11 protein-coding genes are annotated in these 17,650 nt (G+C 70.3%); 5 read left to right on the top strand and 6 right to left on the bottom strand.

Features of this window, described 5'->3' with window-relative positions; genetic code table 11:
* Positions 1 to 225: 225 nt before the first annotated feature.
* Together AC0L6F_RS11730 and AC0L6F_RS11725 are read right to left on the bottom strand one after the other, a co-directional pair.
* A complete protein-coding gene (locus AC0L6F_RS11730) occupies positions 226 to 1,092 on the bottom strand; it encodes an LLM class F420-dependent oxidoreductase (RefSeq protein ID WP_473538028.1) in 867 nt (288 codons plus the stop codon).
* Between the two features lie 31 nt (positions 1,093 to 1,123).
* Complete coding sequence (locus AC0L6F_RS11725) at positions 1,124 to 5,638, bottom strand: MBG domain-containing protein (protein ID WP_473538027.1); 4,515 nt, start codon at positions 5,636 to 5,638, stop codon at positions 1,124 to 1,126.
* 204 nt (positions 5,639 to 5,842) lie between these two features.
* Between AC0L6F_RS11725 and AC0L6F_RS11720 the strand changes: the two genes are divergently transcribed.
* Positions 5,843 to 8,365 (top strand): CDP-glycerol glycerophosphotransferase family protein, encoded by a 2,523-nt coding sequence (locus AC0L6F_RS11720; RefSeq protein ID WP_473538026.1) that lies wholly within the window; start codon positions 5,843 to 5,845, stop codon positions 8,363 to 8,365.
* 173 nt (positions 8,366 to 8,538) lie between these two features.
* Positions 8,539 to 9,399 (top strand): siderophore-interacting protein, encoded by an 861-nt coding sequence (locus AC0L6F_RS11715; RefSeq protein WP_473538025.1) that lies wholly within the window; start codon positions 8,539 to 8,541, stop codon positions 9,397 to 9,399.
* Positions 9,400 to 9,471: 72 nt separating this feature from the next.
* On the opposite strand, the gene AC0L6F_RS11710 is transcribed toward AC0L6F_RS11715, so the two are convergent.
* Together AC0L6F_RS11710 and AC0L6F_RS11705 are read right to left on the bottom strand one after the other, a co-directional pair.
* On the bottom strand, positions 9,472 to 10,890 hold the full coding sequence (locus AC0L6F_RS11710; RefSeq protein ID WP_473539999.1) for a DHA2 family efflux MFS transporter permease subunit: 1,419 nt from the start codon (positions 10,888 to 10,890) through the stop codon (positions 9,472 to 9,474).
* Positions 10,891 to 11,027: 137 nt separating this feature from the next.
* Positions 11,028 to 11,654, bottom strand: coding sequence for a PadR family transcriptional regulator (locus tag AC0L6F_RS11705; protein ID WP_473538024.1), 627 nt, complete (start codon positions 11,652 to 11,654; stop codon positions 11,028 to 11,030).
* An 88-nt stretch (positions 11,655 to 11,742) separates the two neighbouring features.
* Here AC0L6F_RS11705 and AC0L6F_RS11700 point away from each other — a divergent pair, with 88 nt between their 5' ends.
* The 3 genes from AC0L6F_RS11700 (at position 11,743) to AC0L6F_RS11690 (ending at position 15,081) form a co-directional block, all read left to right on the top strand.
* Positions 11,743 to 12,639: a phosphoribosylaminoimidazolesuccinocarboxamide synthase gene (locus tag AC0L6F_RS11700; protein WP_473538023.1), complete on the top strand. Its 897-nt coding sequence runs from the start codon at positions 11,743 to 11,745 to the stop codon at positions 12,637 to 12,639.
* A gap of 88 nt (positions 12,640 to 12,727) precedes the next feature.
* Entirely contained in the window at positions 12,728 to 14,047 is a 1,320-nt protein-coding gene (locus AC0L6F_RS11695; protein WP_274636748.1) for a uracil-xanthine permease family protein, read from the top strand.
* Between the two features lie 143 nt (positions 14,048 to 14,190).
* Positions 14,191 to 15,081, top strand: coding sequence for a VOC family protein (locus tag AC0L6F_RS11690; protein WP_473538022.1), 891 nt, complete (start codon positions 14,191 to 14,193; stop codon positions 15,079 to 15,081).
* A gap of 16 nt (positions 15,082 to 15,097) precedes the next feature.
* On the opposite strand, the gene AC0L6F_RS11685 is transcribed toward AC0L6F_RS11690, so the two are convergent.
* Together AC0L6F_RS11685 and AC0L6F_RS11680 are read right to left on the bottom strand one after the other, a co-directional pair.
* Positions 15,098 to 16,105, bottom strand: coding sequence for a LacI family DNA-binding transcriptional regulator (locus AC0L6F_RS11685; RefSeq protein ID WP_259610926.1), 1,008 nt, complete (start codon positions 16,103 to 16,105; stop codon positions 15,098 to 15,100).
* A 21-nt stretch (positions 16,106 to 16,126) separates the two neighbouring features.
* Positions 16,127 to 17,596: a GH1 family beta-glucosidase gene (locus AC0L6F_RS11680; RefSeq protein ID WP_473538021.1), complete on the bottom strand. Its 1,470-nt coding sequence runs from the start codon at positions 17,594 to 17,596 to the stop codon at positions 16,127 to 16,129.
* Between the last annotated feature and the right edge of the window lie 54 nt (positions 17,597 to 17,650).

The following is a 17,650-nucleotide window of genomic DNA, read 5'->3' as shown; positions in this document are numbered from 1 at the left end:
ACAGCACCGCAGACCGGCCCGCAGACGATGATGACATCAGCGAAACCTCCGGTCTGCTCCTCGGGTGAACTACCCCCAGTGTATCGAACGCAGCTTCGCCATGTCAATGGTCGGTTCATGATTATCCTGCCGAACCCGTCACCCTCGACATCCCTCGTCCTTGCCCTGAAATGTGACCCAGATACGAACACAGCAGCGGCTCACCGCAGCCCCACCGCGCCGACGTCAGAGCTCACGCAGCCGCGGCAGCACGTCGGCGGCGAGCGTCTCCACCGAAGCGAGCTGACGGTCAGGCCGTACGCCGAACACCACCAGGTCGATGCCGAGAGCGGCGAAGCGCTCCATGGTGGGCCAGAACTCCGGGCTCGACGGGTCGAGTCGGCTGCCCATCACCTGCTTCTCGATCGCGTCGTAGTCGGTACCGACCGCGTCGCAGTGCCGCCGCAGCACGTCCAGCAGGTGCGCGGTCTCATCGGGGTCGCCGGTCATCAGATTGACGATCTGCCCGTACTGGGCGGCGATGCGCAGGGTCTTGCGCTCGCCCTTGCCGCCGATCATCAGGGGCGGATGCGGCTGCTGCACCGGCGCCGGACTGTTGAGCGTCTCAGCCAGCGCGTAGTGCTTCCCCTCGAACGGACCGGTCTGATCGCCCCACATCTGCAGCGCGATCCGGATCGCCTCCTCCAGCCGCTCGAAACGCTCGGCGATCGCCGGATACGGCACACCCAGCGCATGGTGCTCGCGCTCGTACCAGGCCGCGCCGATGCCGAGCGCCGCCCGGCCGCCGCTGAGCACATCGAGCGTGGTGACCGTCTTGGCCAGCAGGCCCGGGTGCCGATACGTCACGCCGACGACGAGCGGGGCCAGCCGCATCCGCTGCGTCTGCCCGGCGACGAACGCCAGCGTCGAGAACGCCTCGAGCATCGGCTCGGCGGGGTCGCCGGCAGCCTCCATCTGGAACCAGTGGTCCATGACGGTGAACTGTTCGAAGCCGCCGAATTCGGCGGCGCGGGCGGTGTCGGCGAGCACCGTGGGGATGGATGCCGACGCCTGCGGCATCGTGTAGTTCCAGAAGTGGATTCCTGCATGCATGTCGTCAGGCTATGCCCGGGTACGACCGGTGTCACTGACAGTCCGCTGCGCGCTCCACGCATCCGCGCATCCGGGTGCGGACCTCCCCCTGCTCCGTCGCTGTCTCATTCAGGCGGCGCCGGCGCACGGCGACCAGCAGGACGAGCCCGGCGCCGAGTGCCACCGCCAGCGCACCCAGCGTGGCAGCCCCCACCGCGTTCAGAGCCGAGCCGGTGATGGCCAGGATGCCCGACGTGGCGGGGTCTGCACCGGCCGAGCTCCCGTCAGCGGCCGAGCTCCCGGACGACCCTGCCGGCGCGGCCACGACGGTCAGCGGCGCAGTCTGCTCGAGCTGCGTGCCGTCGGGCAGGGTGGCCACGGCCTGCATCTCGTGTGCCCCGGCGACCGTCCCCGCCGGCACCGTGAACGGGCGCGCGAACGTGCCGTCCGAACCCGTCCTCGCGACCCCCGCGGCGACCGGGTCGGAGTGGAACGTGAACGCCACCGTCGTGCCCGGAGGCAGCACGCCGCCGCTCATGTCCACGCCATCCCCGTCGAAGACCGTGGACGGGGCGACGAACAGGCGGAACGAGGTCGGGTCCAGGATCGTGAGCGTCGCGGGGTCGGCGAGCCCCACGAACACGTAGTTCGCGGCATCCCCGCCGTTGCAGGTGATCGGGTAGACGCCGGGCCGTGACAGCGGTGTGATCGGGGTGAGTGCGGCATCGAACACGGCGCACGTCGATGCTGTCGTGACGACCGTGGCGTCGTCGCCGGCGACGAAGCCGTCGTAGCCGATCGTCAGCGGCGGCATGGGAGAGTTGAACGCCATCGTCACGTCCGCCGGATGCACGGTCAGCGGCGCGGGCATCACCGTGAGGTGCCCGACCGCGTAGGTGATCGTGTAGTTGTCGGATGTCGCGCCGCTGCACGTGCTCTCGTAGTCGCCGATCGCATCGCCGGCCGCATACGCCGTCGTCTCGCAGGTCGGCGATGTCGACAGGTCGGCGGCGTCGTCCGAGTTGACGAACCCCGTGTAGACGGGGTCGACCGACGGGGCGGCGTCACCATAGGTGGCCTGCGTGCCCGACGCCGTCACCGTCAGGGGTGCGGGCGTCACCTGCAGAAGTCCGCCCACGTAGGTGTAGGCGTAGTTCCCGTCGGCATCCGTCGCGGGGCCCGTGCATGAATCGGTGTCCATGCGGTAGAACGCCACGCCCAGACCAGTCATCGACTGGCCGTCGACCGTCGTGCACGACAGGGCGGCGTCACTCGGAAATGCGGCGCGGTCAGACGGGTCGCTCGACGACACCTTGGCGGAGAAGACCGGCGTGCCTCCATATGTCTGGGTCGCACTGATCGTCACCGACAGCGACTTCGCTGCCACGGTGAAGTTCGCCGAGTTGTAGTGGAGCGTGTAGTCGTTCGCGGAGCCGCCTGTGCAGTTCGCCGTGTAGGAGCCGATCGGCATTCCCGCCGCGTAGTCGGACGAGCAGGTGGGGGCCGGGTCCAGCACCGAGGCATCCTCGCCGTTCACGAACCCGCTGTAGCTGGGGGTGACGTTCGCGTCCGAGCCGTACACCGCATCTGTGATGCTCGGGGTGACGGACAGGGGTGCGGTCGTGACGGTGAAGGTGCCGCTCGTGTAATTGGGGCTGTAGTTGCCGGTCGTGTCACTGGCAGGTCCGTTGCAGGAGTTCGGATCGATGCGATAGCCGCCGAGCAGGTAGTGCAGGCCGGTCAGCGTGTCGCCGTCGGTGTCCTTCGCGCAGGTGAGACCGTCAGAGAGGTCGAAGGAGAGCCCCGTGTACGCGGGGTACAGATGGAACTCCGGAGCCTCGCCGTAGCGCATGGTGCCGCCGATGCCGACATCGACCGACTGCGGATCGACGGTGACGTGGCCGGTACCGCTGACGATGACATAGTTGCGCGCGGCCGCGCCCGTGCATGAGGTCGCAGAGGTCCCGACATCCGATGCCCTGGTGTAGTCGGTGCTGCACGAGGTCGGCGCGGTCAGATCGCCGGCATCGATCAGGTCGGCGGCCGTCTCGTCGTTGACGAAGCCGCTGTAGACCGGGGTGATCGTCGGCACGGCGTCCTGGTAGGTGACCGTCGCGTCCGAGCCCGAGACCGTCAGGGATGCCTTGCCCTGAGTGAAGCCGCCGTCGGTGAACGTGAGCTGGTAATGGGTCGCTCCCGTGCCGTCCAACGACCCGCTGCAGGTCGACGGATCGATCGCGTAGTCGTCGGCATCCAGCGAGCTGCTCCACGTGACGCCGTCCAGATCGCACGAGACGGTTCCCTGGCTCAGGCCGTCGGGGATGTCGCTGGACCGGATGCGGAAGACCGGGGCCTGATCGCCATACGTCGCGGAACCCGACACCTGCACGTGCAGGTCCACGGACTGGGAGGATGCCTGCACCGCGCCGATGTCACAGCCCGAGGTGGGCTTTTCCTGCCCGGCCTGATCGAGACCGGCGTCGCCGTCGGCAGCGCCGTCGGTGCATTCGCTGCCGTTGCCGAGGGCGGCCGCATGCGGCGTGTAGCCATAGGCCTCCCACCCTCCCGGCAGGGTGTATGTGGTCAGCAGGGTGTCGTACTCGGCCGGCACGACGGCCGGGTCAGCGGCATCCGCCGTCAGGTGCGTGTCGCCGCTGCCACCGGTCATACACGCCGCGGAAGCGTTCGCAGATGCGGCGTAGATGACGTTGTGCCCGCCGGAGGACACCGTCATCGACCGAACGCCGTAGCCCGGATCGGCGTTTTCGGTGCCCGGGTCGCCGCCGGTCTGATCCACGACCGTGCGGCAGTCGGCGGGCAGGTGCCGCGCCCCGTCCGTGGTCTTGAGATAGTTCGGACCGACGATGCTGCTGCTCACCGACACCGACCGGGTCGGCACCCAGCCCAGCGGCGTCCAGGGCTTGCTGTGCCAGTTCGGGCTGTCCGGACCCCGAGCCAGGATGAAGGTGTCGGAATCCCACGCCTGCATGATGCCGGCGTTCAGCTGCCAGGCATCGTCGAACTCGTCGGCGTCCAGCTTCAAAGTCGTGGTGTTGTCGGTGATGGTGGATGCCACGACCGACATCGCGCCGTCACCGGCGACCGCCGAGCCGACGCCGTGGTCACGCCACATCGCATCGCAGACCTGCATGTTGTGCGTGGTGGACTGTCCGGATTCCTTGTACTTCTCGCAATCGGTGTACCGGTTCGGGTTGCTGGCACCCCCACCCGGCTCGGCGGCCGTCTTGGCGACGGTCGACTCGGCGAGCGTGAAGCTGCCCAGGGCATTGCCCGTGGTCGCATCGTCGGAGTATCCGTCGAAGAACACCGCCGCGCCCAATGCGTCGCCCGCGATGCCAGGTGCCCCCGTGTGCCCATCGTCGCCCGCCGTCCCGGCGGCACCGCCTGCGGCGCTCGTGCCGCCGGCGCCGACCCCGGCACAGGCGATGTCCTCGCCGCCACTCACGTCGCCGGCGGCGCCCGCCGCGCCACGGGATCCGGCGTCGCCTGCGTGCGCCGTGTTCTGGACGATCGAGGTGCGCTCGATGCGCACGTCGCCGAACCGCGCATAGACGGCCGCCCCGAACGCGCGGCCACCGAGGCTGCCGGCGCCGCCGTCGCCGCCCCAGCCGGAATCGCCGCCGTCGGTGCCGGAGTGGGCGCCCCCGAGGGAGGTGCAGTACGCATCGGTCCCCGGGGCACCGTCGCCGCCATCGCCGGCGTCACCACCGGCACCGCCGTCACCGCCGGTCACCGTGTTGTCGGAGAACACCGAGTCGGAGATCGTGACGGTCGACCGAATCGCGTACAACCCGGCGCCGAAGGCCGACCCACCGCCGGCGCCCTCTCCGCCCCAACCGCCCCAGCGGCCGGAGTCGGTGACGGTCCCGGCCGTCCCATCGCGCCCGATGCCGCCATCACCACCCGCGCCGCCGACGGCAGTGCTGCCGGTGACGACGACGCGGGTCAGCGTCAGGGTTGAACCGTCGACCGAGATGGCCCCGCCGTACACCGAGGCGCCGTCCGCCCCGTTCTTCCCCGAGCATCCCGAGGGGTGACCGCCGTCGACGGAGCAGAGCAGATCCGGGTCGCCGTCCGCCCCGTCCGTGCCGGACGCGCCGGTCACCTTGCCACCCTTCAGCACCGCATCGGTGATCGTGAGGTCGCCGGGGTTGTTCACCGCACCACCATCAGTGACCGTGAACAGACGGAAGGGACCCGCACTCTGGGCACGCGCGATCGTGTGACCGTGGCCCTGGATCACGACGGGAGCGCCGAAGAGTTCAGGGAGCGGGCTCGTCAGGGTGACATCGTCGGTGAGACTCATGATCACCGGCGTGGCCTGGTTTCCCGCGCCGTGTTGGGCGCCGCACGAGACCGCCTGAGAACCGCCGTAGTAGCGGCTCAGAGCGACCGCGACCGCCATTCCCCGCGACAGCGTGCAGTCGCCGTCGATCGTGAAGTGGATCTCGTCCGCCGCCCGCGCCGGCGCGGCGGGGGCCACCAATGCGAGGCCGGCAGCGGCCGTGAGCGCGGCCGTGCCGACGATCAATGCGCGGTGCAGCATCCGACGGATGCCGCGGACAGACGATCTCGGACGCGTGCGCACGTATGCTCCCCAGCTCGGTGACAGACGGCTCACACGGTACGCACCGCCGGCCTTCGGCACCTCAGTAGTCCGGTACTGGTTTCCTCCGACCCGATAACAGCCCCGTAACGGCCCGGTGCACCCGAAGGCGGCTCACAGCGCATCGTCCTACGCTCGGTTGTCGTGAGACTTCCCCTGCCCGGTCGCCTGAACCGCTACGTCGCGCGCGCCGGCCGGGCGGTGCAGTCCGAGCGGATCGCGTACAGCCGATCCAAGCCGATCCAGCACGACGTCGTCCTGTACGAGTCGTTCGCCGGCAACGGAGTGCTCTGCAACCCCGAGGCGATCTTCCGCTACCTGCTGAACCGACCCGAGTTCGACCATCTGTGGCACGTCTGGTCGATCGCCGACGAGGCCGCGATCGCCCGGTTCGAAGCGGAGTTCGGTGCGCATCCCCGTGTCTCGTTCGTCCACCGGGGCAGCTTCGAGTACTGGCGGGTGCTGTCCACGGCCGGCTACCTGGTCAACAACGCGACCTTCCCGCCGGCGTTCGGCAAGCGCCCCGGCCAGGTGTATCTGAACACCTGGCACGGCACCCCGCTGAAGCTCATGGGCTTCGATATGCCGGACGGCGCCATCGAATCGGCGAACACGCTGCGCAACCTGCTCGCCGCCGACTATCTGCTCGCGGCGAATGCGTTCATGGCCGAGACCATGTACGAGGACGCGTACCGGCTGCGCAACGTCTACCAGGGCCGCATCATCGAAGAGGGCTACCCGCGCATCGACCGGCAGCGCCTCACCGACGCGCAGACCGCCGATGTCCGGCTCGAGCTCGAGCGGGCCGGAGTCGAGCTCGGCGAGCGCCGCATCGTGCTGTTCGCTCCGACCTGGCGCGGCGCCTCCTTCAGCGACCCCGACGCCGACCTCGACGAGCTGGCCGCGCAGGTCGCCGCCATCCAGGCCCGTCTGGACGACGACACGGTGGTGCTGCTGAAGACGCATCAGATCGTGCACGCGCTGGCCGCCGCCCGGCCCCGGATGCGCGAGATCCTGGTGCCGAACACGATTCCCACCAACGTGCTGCTGGGTGCGGCATCCGCCCTCATCACCGACTACTCGTCGATCTTCTTCGACTACCTGGCCACCGGGCGCCCGATCGTGTTCTTCACACCGGATGCCGATGCCTACGCCACCGGTCGCGGCACGTATCTGCCGTTGGACGAGCTGCCGGGCCCGGTCACCGCCGATCCGGTCGAGGCCGGCCGGCTGACCGCCACCCTGCTGGCCGGCGCCCGGGCGCACCCGCGGTATGACGAGTGGGCGCAGCGGTTCGCCCCGTACGAGGACGGAGAGGTCACCCGACGCGTGACCGACATCGTCTTCCGCGGCCGCATGGTCGGCCGCCGCGTGCGCACCGCGCGCAACGACGGCCGCACGCGCCTGCTGTTCTTCCTGGGCGGGATGCGCTCCAACGGCATCACCACGTCGGTGCTGAACCTGCTGAACGCGATCGACCACTCGCGGTACGACGTGACCGCGCTGATGCCGCGCTTCCGCGCGGAGGACCCGCTGGCCAACCGGGTGCTGATCCACCCCGCCGTGCGGCAGGTGTTCCGCATCGGCGGGATGAACGGGTCGAAGGCGCTGCAGCTGCGCCGGCACGCCCGCGACCGCCGAGGCCTGCCGCCCGCGCCCCGCGACGAGCGGTGGCACGCCCAGCTGTGGGACAGCGAATGGGCGCGCGTCTTCGGCTCGGCCACGTTCGACTGGCTCGCCGACTTCAGTGGCTACAGCCCGATCTGGACCAACCTGCTGCTGCACTCGCCGTACGCCGCCCGCGCGATCTGGCTGCACAACGAGATGGCCGCCGATCAGCAGCGGACGGTGGCCGGCAAACAGCCGCACCGTCGCTCGCTGGGACTCGTGTTCGCGCAGTACGCCGCGTTCGACCACCTGGTGTCGGTGTCGCCGAGCCTGACCGAGCTGAACCGCGCCGAGCTTGCCGACTACGCCGCGCCGGAGAAGTTCGTGACGGTGCGCAACCTGCCCAACGTGGCGCGGGTCTCGGAAGGCATGCAGGCGCCGCTGCGCAGCGTGCTGGACCCGGACGAAGTCGCCCCGGAGTGGCTGACACAGCTGGAGCAGCCCGGACACGACACCGTCTGGTTCGTGACGGTGGGGCGACTGTCCACCGAGAAGGACCATGCGCGGCTGATCCGCGCGTTCGCCCAGGTGCACGCGCAGGACGCGCGGGCCCGACTCCTGATCGTCGGCACCGGGCCGCTCCAGGATGAGCTCGAGCGGCTGATCCACCAGCTCGGCCTGGGCGGTGCGGCGTTCCTGGCCGGCCTGCGGCGCAATCCGTTCGCGATCCTGGCGGCGGCCGACTGCTTCGTGCTCTCCAGCGCCTACGAGGGCCAGCCCATGGTGCTGCTGGAGGCGGCCCTGTGCGAGCTGCCGATCGTCTCGACCGCCTTCAGCTCGGTGCGCGATGCGCTGCCCGGAGACACCATCCGCATCGTCGCGCAGGACGACGACGCGCTGCGCGACGGGATGCTCGCCCACCTGGCCGGCGAGGTCCCGGTGACCCGATTGGATGCCGCGGCCTACGCCGCCGAGGTCGCGACCGAGCTGGCGGCCGTGATCGACGCCGGCCGCGCGGCGGCCGCGACCGGGTCGATCCGCACGATCCGGCACAGCTGAGGCATCCGCCCGCCCCGGCACCGCGATTCGCCGAAACCGGGTGATCCCCGCGAAACCGGGGACACCACCCTCGGCCTCGCGAAGAATCCCCGGTCTCGACGCCGGCGCCCGCCCCGTCGGGTCTCATGATTGGCTAGGGATGTCGCGATCTGCGCGGCACGAGGAGGGATGTCATGACGGATGTCGTTGCCGACGAGTCGGCGCTGTTCCACCGTGAGGGCGGCCGCAACCGCTTCACCGCACGCGAGGCGACGGTCGTGGCGGTCAGCACCCCGGCGCCGGAGTACATCCGGGTCACCCTGACCGGCCCCGACTTCGGCGACTTCGTCAGCGCCGGCCCGAGCGACCACACCCGCACGTTCTTCCCCGACCCGTCCACCGGCGAGCTCGTCGCCCCGCACGCCGCACCCGACGGGGACGGCATCGTCCGCCCCGCCGAGGCGACGTTCGGGCGCGATTTCACCCCGCTGAACGTCCGCGACGAAGACGGGTCGCGCCTGGTCGACCTCGACATCCTGCGCCACGCCGATGCCGGCCCGGCCGCGCAGTGGGGAGCGAAGGCGGCCGTCGGCGACCGCCTCGTGCTCGTCGGCCCGCGCGGTTCCAAGCGCGCCACCCAGAACGCCCCGCGCATCGTGCTCGTCGTGGACGGCACGTCGCTGCCTTCGGCGGGACGCTGGCTGGCCGAAGTGCCGACCTCGACCGCCGTGGAGATCATCGCGCAGGTCGACGACCTCTCCGCGGCGCGCGGCTACCTCGCCGGATTCCTCTCCCGACAGGGCTCCGACCGCACGTTCGGCCTGCACTCCCCCGAGCCCGGCGCCGACCTCGTCGGCACCCTCACCGCGGTGGGGGTGGATGCCTCGACCTACGTGTTCGCGGCGGGCGAGGCATCCGCTCTCGTGCCCGTGCGCCGCCACCTGCGGCACACCCTGCATCTGCCGCGGGAGCAGTACAGCGTGTCCGGCTACTGGCGGGTCGGCGTGCAGGCGTGGGATCACCACGCCCCGATCGACCCCGTCGACCCGGACTGAGACCGAGCGAAGCGGCCCCGCTTTGAAGGGCCGGCACCCCGCACGGCGGGGGCCGGCCCTTCGCGTCGTGCGCTACTGGTGCGCGTCGTGCCAGGCGGCCGAGTCGGTCGGCTTCATGAACAGCACGACGATGACGCCCACGGCCATCACGATCGCCGGCAGCAGCATCGCCTGCGCCATCGCGTCCGAGAATCCGCCGGCGATGACCGCCGGCAGCTGGCCGCCCGTCCCCATCGCGCCCGCGTGCTCGCTCGCGCCCGGCAGGTTGGACTCGAGCCGCGCCTGCATGAACGAGGCGATGGCCGCCGACCCGAGCACCGAGCCCATGGTGCGGGTGGTGTTGTAGATGCCGGCACCGGCCCCCGCCTGCCGCGGCTGGAGGCTGCGCGTGGCGGTGGTGGCCAGGGGTCCCCAGACCCCCGCGCTGCCCAGGCCCATCAGGGCGGAGGGGAGCAGGAACATCCAGATCGGCGAGTCCATGTTCATCAGCGCGGCGTACCAGAACAGCGCGGCCGCGAACAGGCCGACGCCCGGAACGAGCAGGAATCGTGCGTCGATGCGGTCCAGCAGCCGCCCGGCGAACGGGGCGAGCACGCCCGCGAGCACGGCCATCGGGATCATCAGCAGCGCCGACTGGGTCGGCGTGAGCCCGCGTGCGAGCTGGATGAAGAACATCATCGGCAGGGTCATCGACGTCACGGTGAACCCGACGATCGCGATCCCGAGGTTCGACACCGAGAAGTTGCGGTCGGCGAACAGCACCATCGGCACGAGCGCTTCGCTCTTGGTCTTGGCCTGCTGCCAGATGAACACGCCCAGCAGCACGGCACCGAACAGGATCAGCTCCCAGACCGTGATCGGTCCCCAGATGGCGCCCCAGTCGTACTTCTCGCCCTCCTGCAGGCCGAACACGATGAAGAACAGCGCGGCCGCCGACAGGAACACCCCGACCATGTCGAACCGGTGCGGATGCGTGGGCAGCTTGGGCACGAGGATCCAGGCCAACACGAATCCGATCACGCCGACCGGAAGGTTGATGAAGAAGATCCACTCCCACCCGAAGCCGTCCACGAGCAGGCCGCCGGCCAGCGGCCCCACGAGCATCGCAACGCCGGAGGTGGCGCCCCACAGCCCCATGGCGGCACCGCGCTGGTTCGGCGGGAAGGTGCGGGTGATCACGGCCATCGTCTGCGGGGTCATCAGCGCAGCGCCCAGGCCCTGCACCGCGCGGAACGCGATCAGCATCGGCAGCGTGGCCGACATCCCCGCGCCGAACGAGGCGAGGGTGAACACGGCCAGACCGATGAGGTAGATGTTCTTCGGGCCGAACCGGTCGCCCAGGCGCCCGGTGATCAGCAGCGGGACGGCGTAGGCGAGCAGGTAGGCGCTCGTGACCCAGACCACGTTGTCGAGGTTGTTGGTGTCCGGATCCAGCGCAGCCTTGATCGCAGGGTTGGCCACCGAGACGATCGTGGTGTCGACGAGGATCATGAAGAACCCGATGACCAGGGCCCACAGGGCCGGCCACGGGCTGCGCGGAGTGGCGCCGCGGCGGACGGATGTCGTCGGGGCGGTGCCGTTCGCGGCGGTGCCGTCGGGGACGGATGCCGTCGGCGGGGGCGTCTGTGTCATTTCTGGGCTGCCTTTCGCAGTTCCTGATGGTGCGCGATCTGAGCGGGGCTGAGATCGGCGACGCCCCAGAGGTAGTCTTCGTCGGCGAGCCGCGCGAGGAAGGAATCGGTCCACTCGAGTTCGGCCCCGAGCAGATGCAGATGGCGTTCGACCTCGACCATGAACTGGCCGGCCGTCCCGCGCGCACGTGCAGACTGCAACCCGATGCGCAGCGCCTCGTATTCCTCGGCGAGTCCGGCGCGTCGCGTCGCGAGCTGGGCGGCGACCTCCGTCCGGCTGAGGTTGTGCGCCTCGGCGAGCGCGACGCGGAAACTGGCGGCGCCGTCCGTGCGCGAGAGGTGGGCGCTCACCCACTCGGCCAGCGCCGGCGGGCCCGCCGGCGTCAGCGCGTACGTCGTCCGCTCGGGGCGGTTGCCCTCGCGGTCGGTGCCGGCCTCGGCGATCAGCCCGTCCCGCTCGAGGCGGGCGACCGTGTGGTAGAACGTGCCGTTGGTGAGCTTGACCATCCGGTCGTCGCGGCGGTGCCGCAGCATCCGGATCATCTCGTACGGGTGCATGTCGCCCTCGTGCAGCAGCGCGAGCACCATCGCCCCGAGGGGCGTGAGCGCGGCATCCGTCACCATATGCTCCTTATCGACTAGTCCAGATGGACTATACACGTTCCGACCCCTCGCTGAAAGTGCGGTCCGACGGAAGTGGGAGGATGGGCGGGTGACCGCCCCTCTCGAACTTCCCGGCTGGACGCACACTTACTCCGGCAAGGTGCGCGACCTCTACGTCCCCGCCGGTCTGCCGGCCGGCGGCGAGCCGGACCGGATGCTGGTGGTCGCCAGCGACCGGGTGAGCTCGTTCGACGTGCTGCTCGAGCCGCCGATCCCCGGCAAGGGCGAACTGCTCACGACGCTGACACTGTGGTGGTTCGATCGACTCGCCGGAGGCGACGGCGGACCCGGCATCCCCAATCATCTGATCCCGGATGCCGAGATCCCGGCCGCCGTCCGGGGACGCGCGATGGTGGTGCGAGCGCTGCGGATGCTCCCGATCGAATGCGTGGTGCGCGGCTACCTCACCGGATCGGGATGGGGCGAGTACCAGGCGAGCCAGACCGTGTGCGGCATCCATCTGCCGGACGGCCTGCGCAACGGCGACCGGCTGCCGGCGCCGATCTTCACCCCCGCCTACAAGGCCCCGCAGGGCGCCCATGACGAGAACATCTCGTTCGAGCGGACCGTCGAGCTCGTCGGCGTCGAGCACGCCGAGCGCATCCGGGCGCTGTCGCTGCAGATCTACGAGCGGGGGGCGGCCACCGCCGATGCGCGCGGCCTGATCCTGGCCGACACGAAATTCGAGTTCGGCGTCGACGCCGACGGCGCGGTCACGCTGGCCGACGAGGTGCTCACCGCGGACTCGTCGCGGTATTGGGATGCCGCGGCCTGGGCGGCCGGCCAGACACCGGCCGAGCGGATGGCGAGCTTCGACAAGCAGATCGTGCGCGACTGGCTCGCCGCACACTGGTCCCGAGAAGGCGAGCCGCCGACGCTGCCCGCCGACGTGGTCGAGCGGACCGCGGCCCGCTACCGCGAGCTGATCGAGCGCCTCGCGGGATAGTCGGGCTCAGGAGGTGCGGCTCACAGCATCCTCCCAGTAAAGTCGTCTGGGCGGCATCTGCGTCGTCCCCCGACCCCCTGGAGCCCGCATGCCCCTCTGGACCCTGCACGGAAACGGCCGCACCGTCGCCCCCGGCGAGGTGGTGCACCCCGGTGAGCGGCTGAACTGGCCCGCGACCATCGCGATCGGGGCGCAGCACGTCGTCGCGATGTTCGGCGCGACGTTCCTGGTCCCGATCCTGACCGGCTTCCCCGTCTCGACCACGCTGCTGTTCTCCGGCATCGGCACGATCCTGTTCCTGCTGGTCACCCGCAACAAGCTGCCCAGCTACCTGGGATCGTCGTTCGCGTTCATCGCGCCAGTGACGGCGGCCACGGCATCCGCCGGCATGGGCACGGCGCTGGCCGGCATCGTGGCCGTCGGCATCCTGCTGGCCGTCATCGGTCTCGTGGTGCAGTTCGCGGGGATCTCGTGGGTCGACCGGTTCATGCCGCCGGTGGTCGCGGGTGCCATCGTCGCCCTCATCGGCTTCAACCTCGCGCCGGCGGCGTGGGGCAACGTCGAGAAGCAGCCGCTGACCGCCGGGATCACGCTGGCCGCCGTCATCCTGTTCAGCGTGCTGTTCCGGGGATTCCTCGGACGCATCTCGATCTTCCTCGGCGTGCTGGTCGGATACGTGGCCGCCGGGATCCAGGGGCAGATCGACTGGAAGGCGGTGTCGGATGCCGCGTGGGTCGGGCTGCCCGAGTTCCACTTCGCGAACTTCGCCGCGCCGGGCACCTGGGCTGCGATCGCGATGTTCCTGCCGGTCGTGCTCGTCCTGATCGCCGAGAACGTCGGGCACGTGCGCGCGGTGGCGACCATGACCGACAACTCGGTGAACAAGCAGACCGGACGGGCCCTGATCGCCGACGGCGTCTCGACCGCGATCGCGGGCACGTTCGGCGGCTCGGGCACGACGACCTACGGCGAGAACATCGGGGTGATGGCCGCGACCCGCGTCTATTCGACCGCGGCGTACTGGGTGGCCGGCATCGTGGCGATCCTGCTGGCGCTGTCGCCGAAGATCGGCGCGCTGTTCAACACCATCCCGGCCGGCGTGCTGGGCGGGGCGACCACGGCGCTGTACGGCCTGATCGGGATCATCGGGATCAAGATCTGGGTCGACAACCGCGTGGACTTCTCGCGCCCGGTCAACCAGTACACCGGGGCGGTGGCCCTGGTGATCGCGATCGCGAACTTCACGATGGGCTGGGGCGACTTCCAGCTCACCGGGATCGTGCTCGGCGCAGCCGCGGCGCTGGTCATCTACCACGGGGGCAACGCGATCGCGCGGGCTCGGAAGACCGGCGCCGACGATGGCGGACCGATCCCGGCCGTCGGCCCGCTCGGCGGCGACCCCGAGTAGCCTCCCGCCCTCGTCGAAATCGTACGATCTGGCCGAGTGAACATCATTCTGGGCCGAGTTTCATGTGCAGTCGGCCAGATCGTACGATTTCGCGGACAGGAGGGCGGGGAATGCGGGAGACGGCCCACGGGTTGTCTATTCATATGAATACGCAGCTCGCCGCGGCCGACCGCATCGCCGCCGCCACGGCCATGGGGGCGGTCACCCTGCTGGTGGCCGACCTCGACGCACAGACCCGCTTCTACCGCGATGCGGTGACGCTGCAGGTGCTGGACGCCTCCGGCGACACCGTCACGCTCGGACGCGCCGGCCGCCCGATCGTCATCCTGCGGCACGAGCCGAGCCTGCGCCACGCGGCCGCCGGGTCTGCCGGGCTCTACCACACCGCCATCCTGTTCGAGTCGCAGCCGGCGCTGGCCGCCGCGCTGTACTCGGCCGCCCAGCATGCCCCGGGCACGTTCACCGGCAGCGCGGATCACCTGGTCAGCCAGGCCTTCTACTTCACCGACCCGGAGGGCAACGGCGTCGAGCTGTACTGGGACCGCGCCCGCACCGAGTGGTCGTGGACGCACGGTCAGGTCGAGATGTCCACGCTCTTCCTCGACCCGAACGCCTATCTGCGCGAGCATCTGACCGAAGAGGTGCTGGCCGGATCCACCGCGCAGGACGCCGCATCCGTCGGCCACGTCCACCTCTCGGTGGGGGATGTCGCGACCGCCCGCGCCTTCTACGTCGACGCGCTGGGGTTCGACACGACCGCCACGCTCGGCAACACCGCCCTGTTCGTCAGCGCCGGCGGGTACCACCATCACATGGCGATGAACGTCTGGGATTCGCGCGGCGCCGGCCCGCGGATGCCGGCGCTCGGCCTGGGCCGGATCGACCTGACCCTGCCGGACGCCGACGCGCTCGGCGCGCTGCACGAGCGGCTGCGCCACTACGGCTTCGCGGTGCGCGACGACGGCCGCACGCTCGGCTTCGACGATCCGTGGAACAACGCCCTGCACGCAACTGTGCAGCAGCGGGCGGCATAGACCCGCAGAAGCCCCCTCAGGCCGAGGCGCGGACCACGAGCTCGGTGGGCAGGACCGTCTCGTGCGGCGGCTCGCCGCCGGCCAGGATGTCCAGCAGGACGGCGGCCATGCTCTCGCCCTGCTCGAACGACGGCTGCCGCATCGTGGTCATCTGCGGTGAGACGGATGTCGCGACCGGCGAATCGTCGAAGCCGATCAGCGCCACCTCCTCGGGGATCCGCACACGCTGTTCGGCGAGCACGCCGAGGGCTCCGCGTCCCATCAGATCGCTGGCCGCGAAGACCGCGTCGGGTCGGTTGCCGGACTGAAGGATGCCGCGCATCGCCCGCGCCCCGCCGTCCGAGGTGAACTCGCCGTCGACCACGGCGACCTCGGTCAGGCCGGCCGCGCTCAGCGCGTCGCGGAACCCCTGCAGCCGGTCGCGCGACGCGGCCATCGTCAGCGGGCCGGTGATCATCGCGATCCGCTGGTGCCCCTGCGCGATCAGATGGTTCGTGGCATCCCGCCCGCCGACCAGGTTGTCGACGTCGACGTAGTAGTCGGATGCGCGGTGGCGGATCGGACGCCCGCCGTACACCACCGGCATGGTCGCCGCGATCCGGTCGATGAAGGTGTCGCTGGTGTGGTGCGAGACGATGATCGCGCCGTCGACGTTGCCCCCGCGCATGTAGCTGGTCATCTTGTCGCCGGGGTCGTCGCTGGCGATGAAGAGGTTCAGCACATAGTCCGAGCGCGTCAGCCGCGCGTTGATCCCGGACACGATCGCGGCGAAAAACGGGTCGCCGAAGAACTTCGTGGTGTCCTCGGGCACGACCAGCGCGATGGCGAGGGTCTGCCGGCTCGCCAGCGAACGGGCCGCCCGGTTGGGCACGTAGTTCAGCTCGGCGATCGCGCGCCGCACCGATTCCAGGGCCGCCGGGCTGACCGACGTGGATCCGTTCACCACGCGCGAGACGGTGGAGCGCGACACCCCGGCGGCGGCGGCGACCTCTTCGATCGTCGCGCGCGTGCTCGGTGTGCTCATCGGACCCCCTCCCGTCGGATGTTAGCGCGCGGCGACGGCGGCGATGTCATCCAACTCCCGGGCGCCGATGATGCGAGCGTATTCGAGGCCGCTGTCCTTGACCGTCCGCTCCTGCGTGTCGTAGTCGACGTGGACGATGCCGAACCGCTTGTCGTAGCCCCATGCCCACTCGAAATTGTCCAGCAGCGACCAGTAGAAGTAGCCGCGGACGTCGGCTCCGGCATCCACCGCATCCAGCACCGCACCCAGGTGCCCGCGCACGTACTCGGTGCGCTCGTCATCGTGGATGCGCACCGCGCCGTCCTCGATGACCGGCTCGTCGTCGTAGGCGGCCCCGTTCTCGGTGACGTACAGCGCGGTGCCGGCCGCGCCGGCATACTCCTGCTGCACGCGCACGAGCAGGCGGGTCAGCCCCTCGGGCTGGACCTCCCAGTTCATCGGGGTGCGCGGCAGGTCGCGGTCGTGCCAGAAGATCCCGTCGTGCGAGGGGAAGGGGGATGCCGTGGCCCGGGCGGTCGGCGCGTCTCCGCCGGTGACCGCCTCGGCCGGGGCGTGTCCGCCGACGAACTCGCCGTGGTAGTAGTTCACGCCGAGCGTGTCGATGGGCGTCGCGATGACCGGCAGGTCGCCGGGCCGGACCGCGTCCTCGAGGCGGGCGACGGCGTCCGCGTCGACGGCGCGGATGTCGTCCACGACGTCGGCCGGGTACCGGCCGCGGAACACGGGGTCCAGGAACCACCGGTTGAACTGCCCGTCGATGCGCCGTGCGGCATCCCGGTCGGCCGGATCGGCCGGGTCCACCGCGTCGGCGACGGTGAGGTTCAGGGTCAGCCCGAGGTTCAGCGCTGCATCGCGAGCCCGCAGCTCGCGCACGGTCTGGCCGTGCCCGAGCAGCAGGTGGTGCGCAGCGAGCAGCCCCTCGGTCACGCTGGTGTGCCCGGGCGCGTGCACGCCGGCGGTGTGGCTCAGGAACGACGCGCACCAGGGCTCGTTCAGCGTGGTCCACACGTTGACCCGGTCCCCGAGCGCGTCATGCATGTCCAGCGCGTACTCGGTGAACCGGTCGGCCGTCGAGCGCACGGTCCAGCCGCCCTGCTCCTGCAGCGCCTGCGGCAGATCCCAGTGGTACAGCGTGAGCCACGGCAGGATGCCGGCATCCAGCAGCTCGTCGACCAGCCGCCGGTAGAAGTCCAGGCCGGCCGCGTTGACCGCGCCGCCGTCGGGTCGGACCCGCGCCCACGACGTGGAGAACCGGTACGTCTGCACGCCCATCCGCTTCATCAGCGCGACGTCGTCGCGGTAGCGGTGATAGTGGTCGCACGCGACATCCCCGTCGTCGCCGTTGATGACGGCGCCGGGGACGCGGCAGAACGCGTCCCAGATCGAATCGCGGCGGCCGTCCTCGTGGGCGGCGCCCTCGATCTGGAACGCGGCGGTGGCGGCACCGAACAGGAACTCGGTGGGGAAGGGCCGGGCGGGCGTATGGGTCATGGCGTGGAGATTCCCTGTCGTGGCGGACGTCGTGGTGGTGGTCGTCGTCGTATC

This window comes from Microbacterium sp. G2-16M (assembly GCF_055809115.1).
The sequence above is the reverse complement of the archived record's forward strand: the minus strand, read 5'-3'. Positions and strand labels throughout refer to the sequence as shown.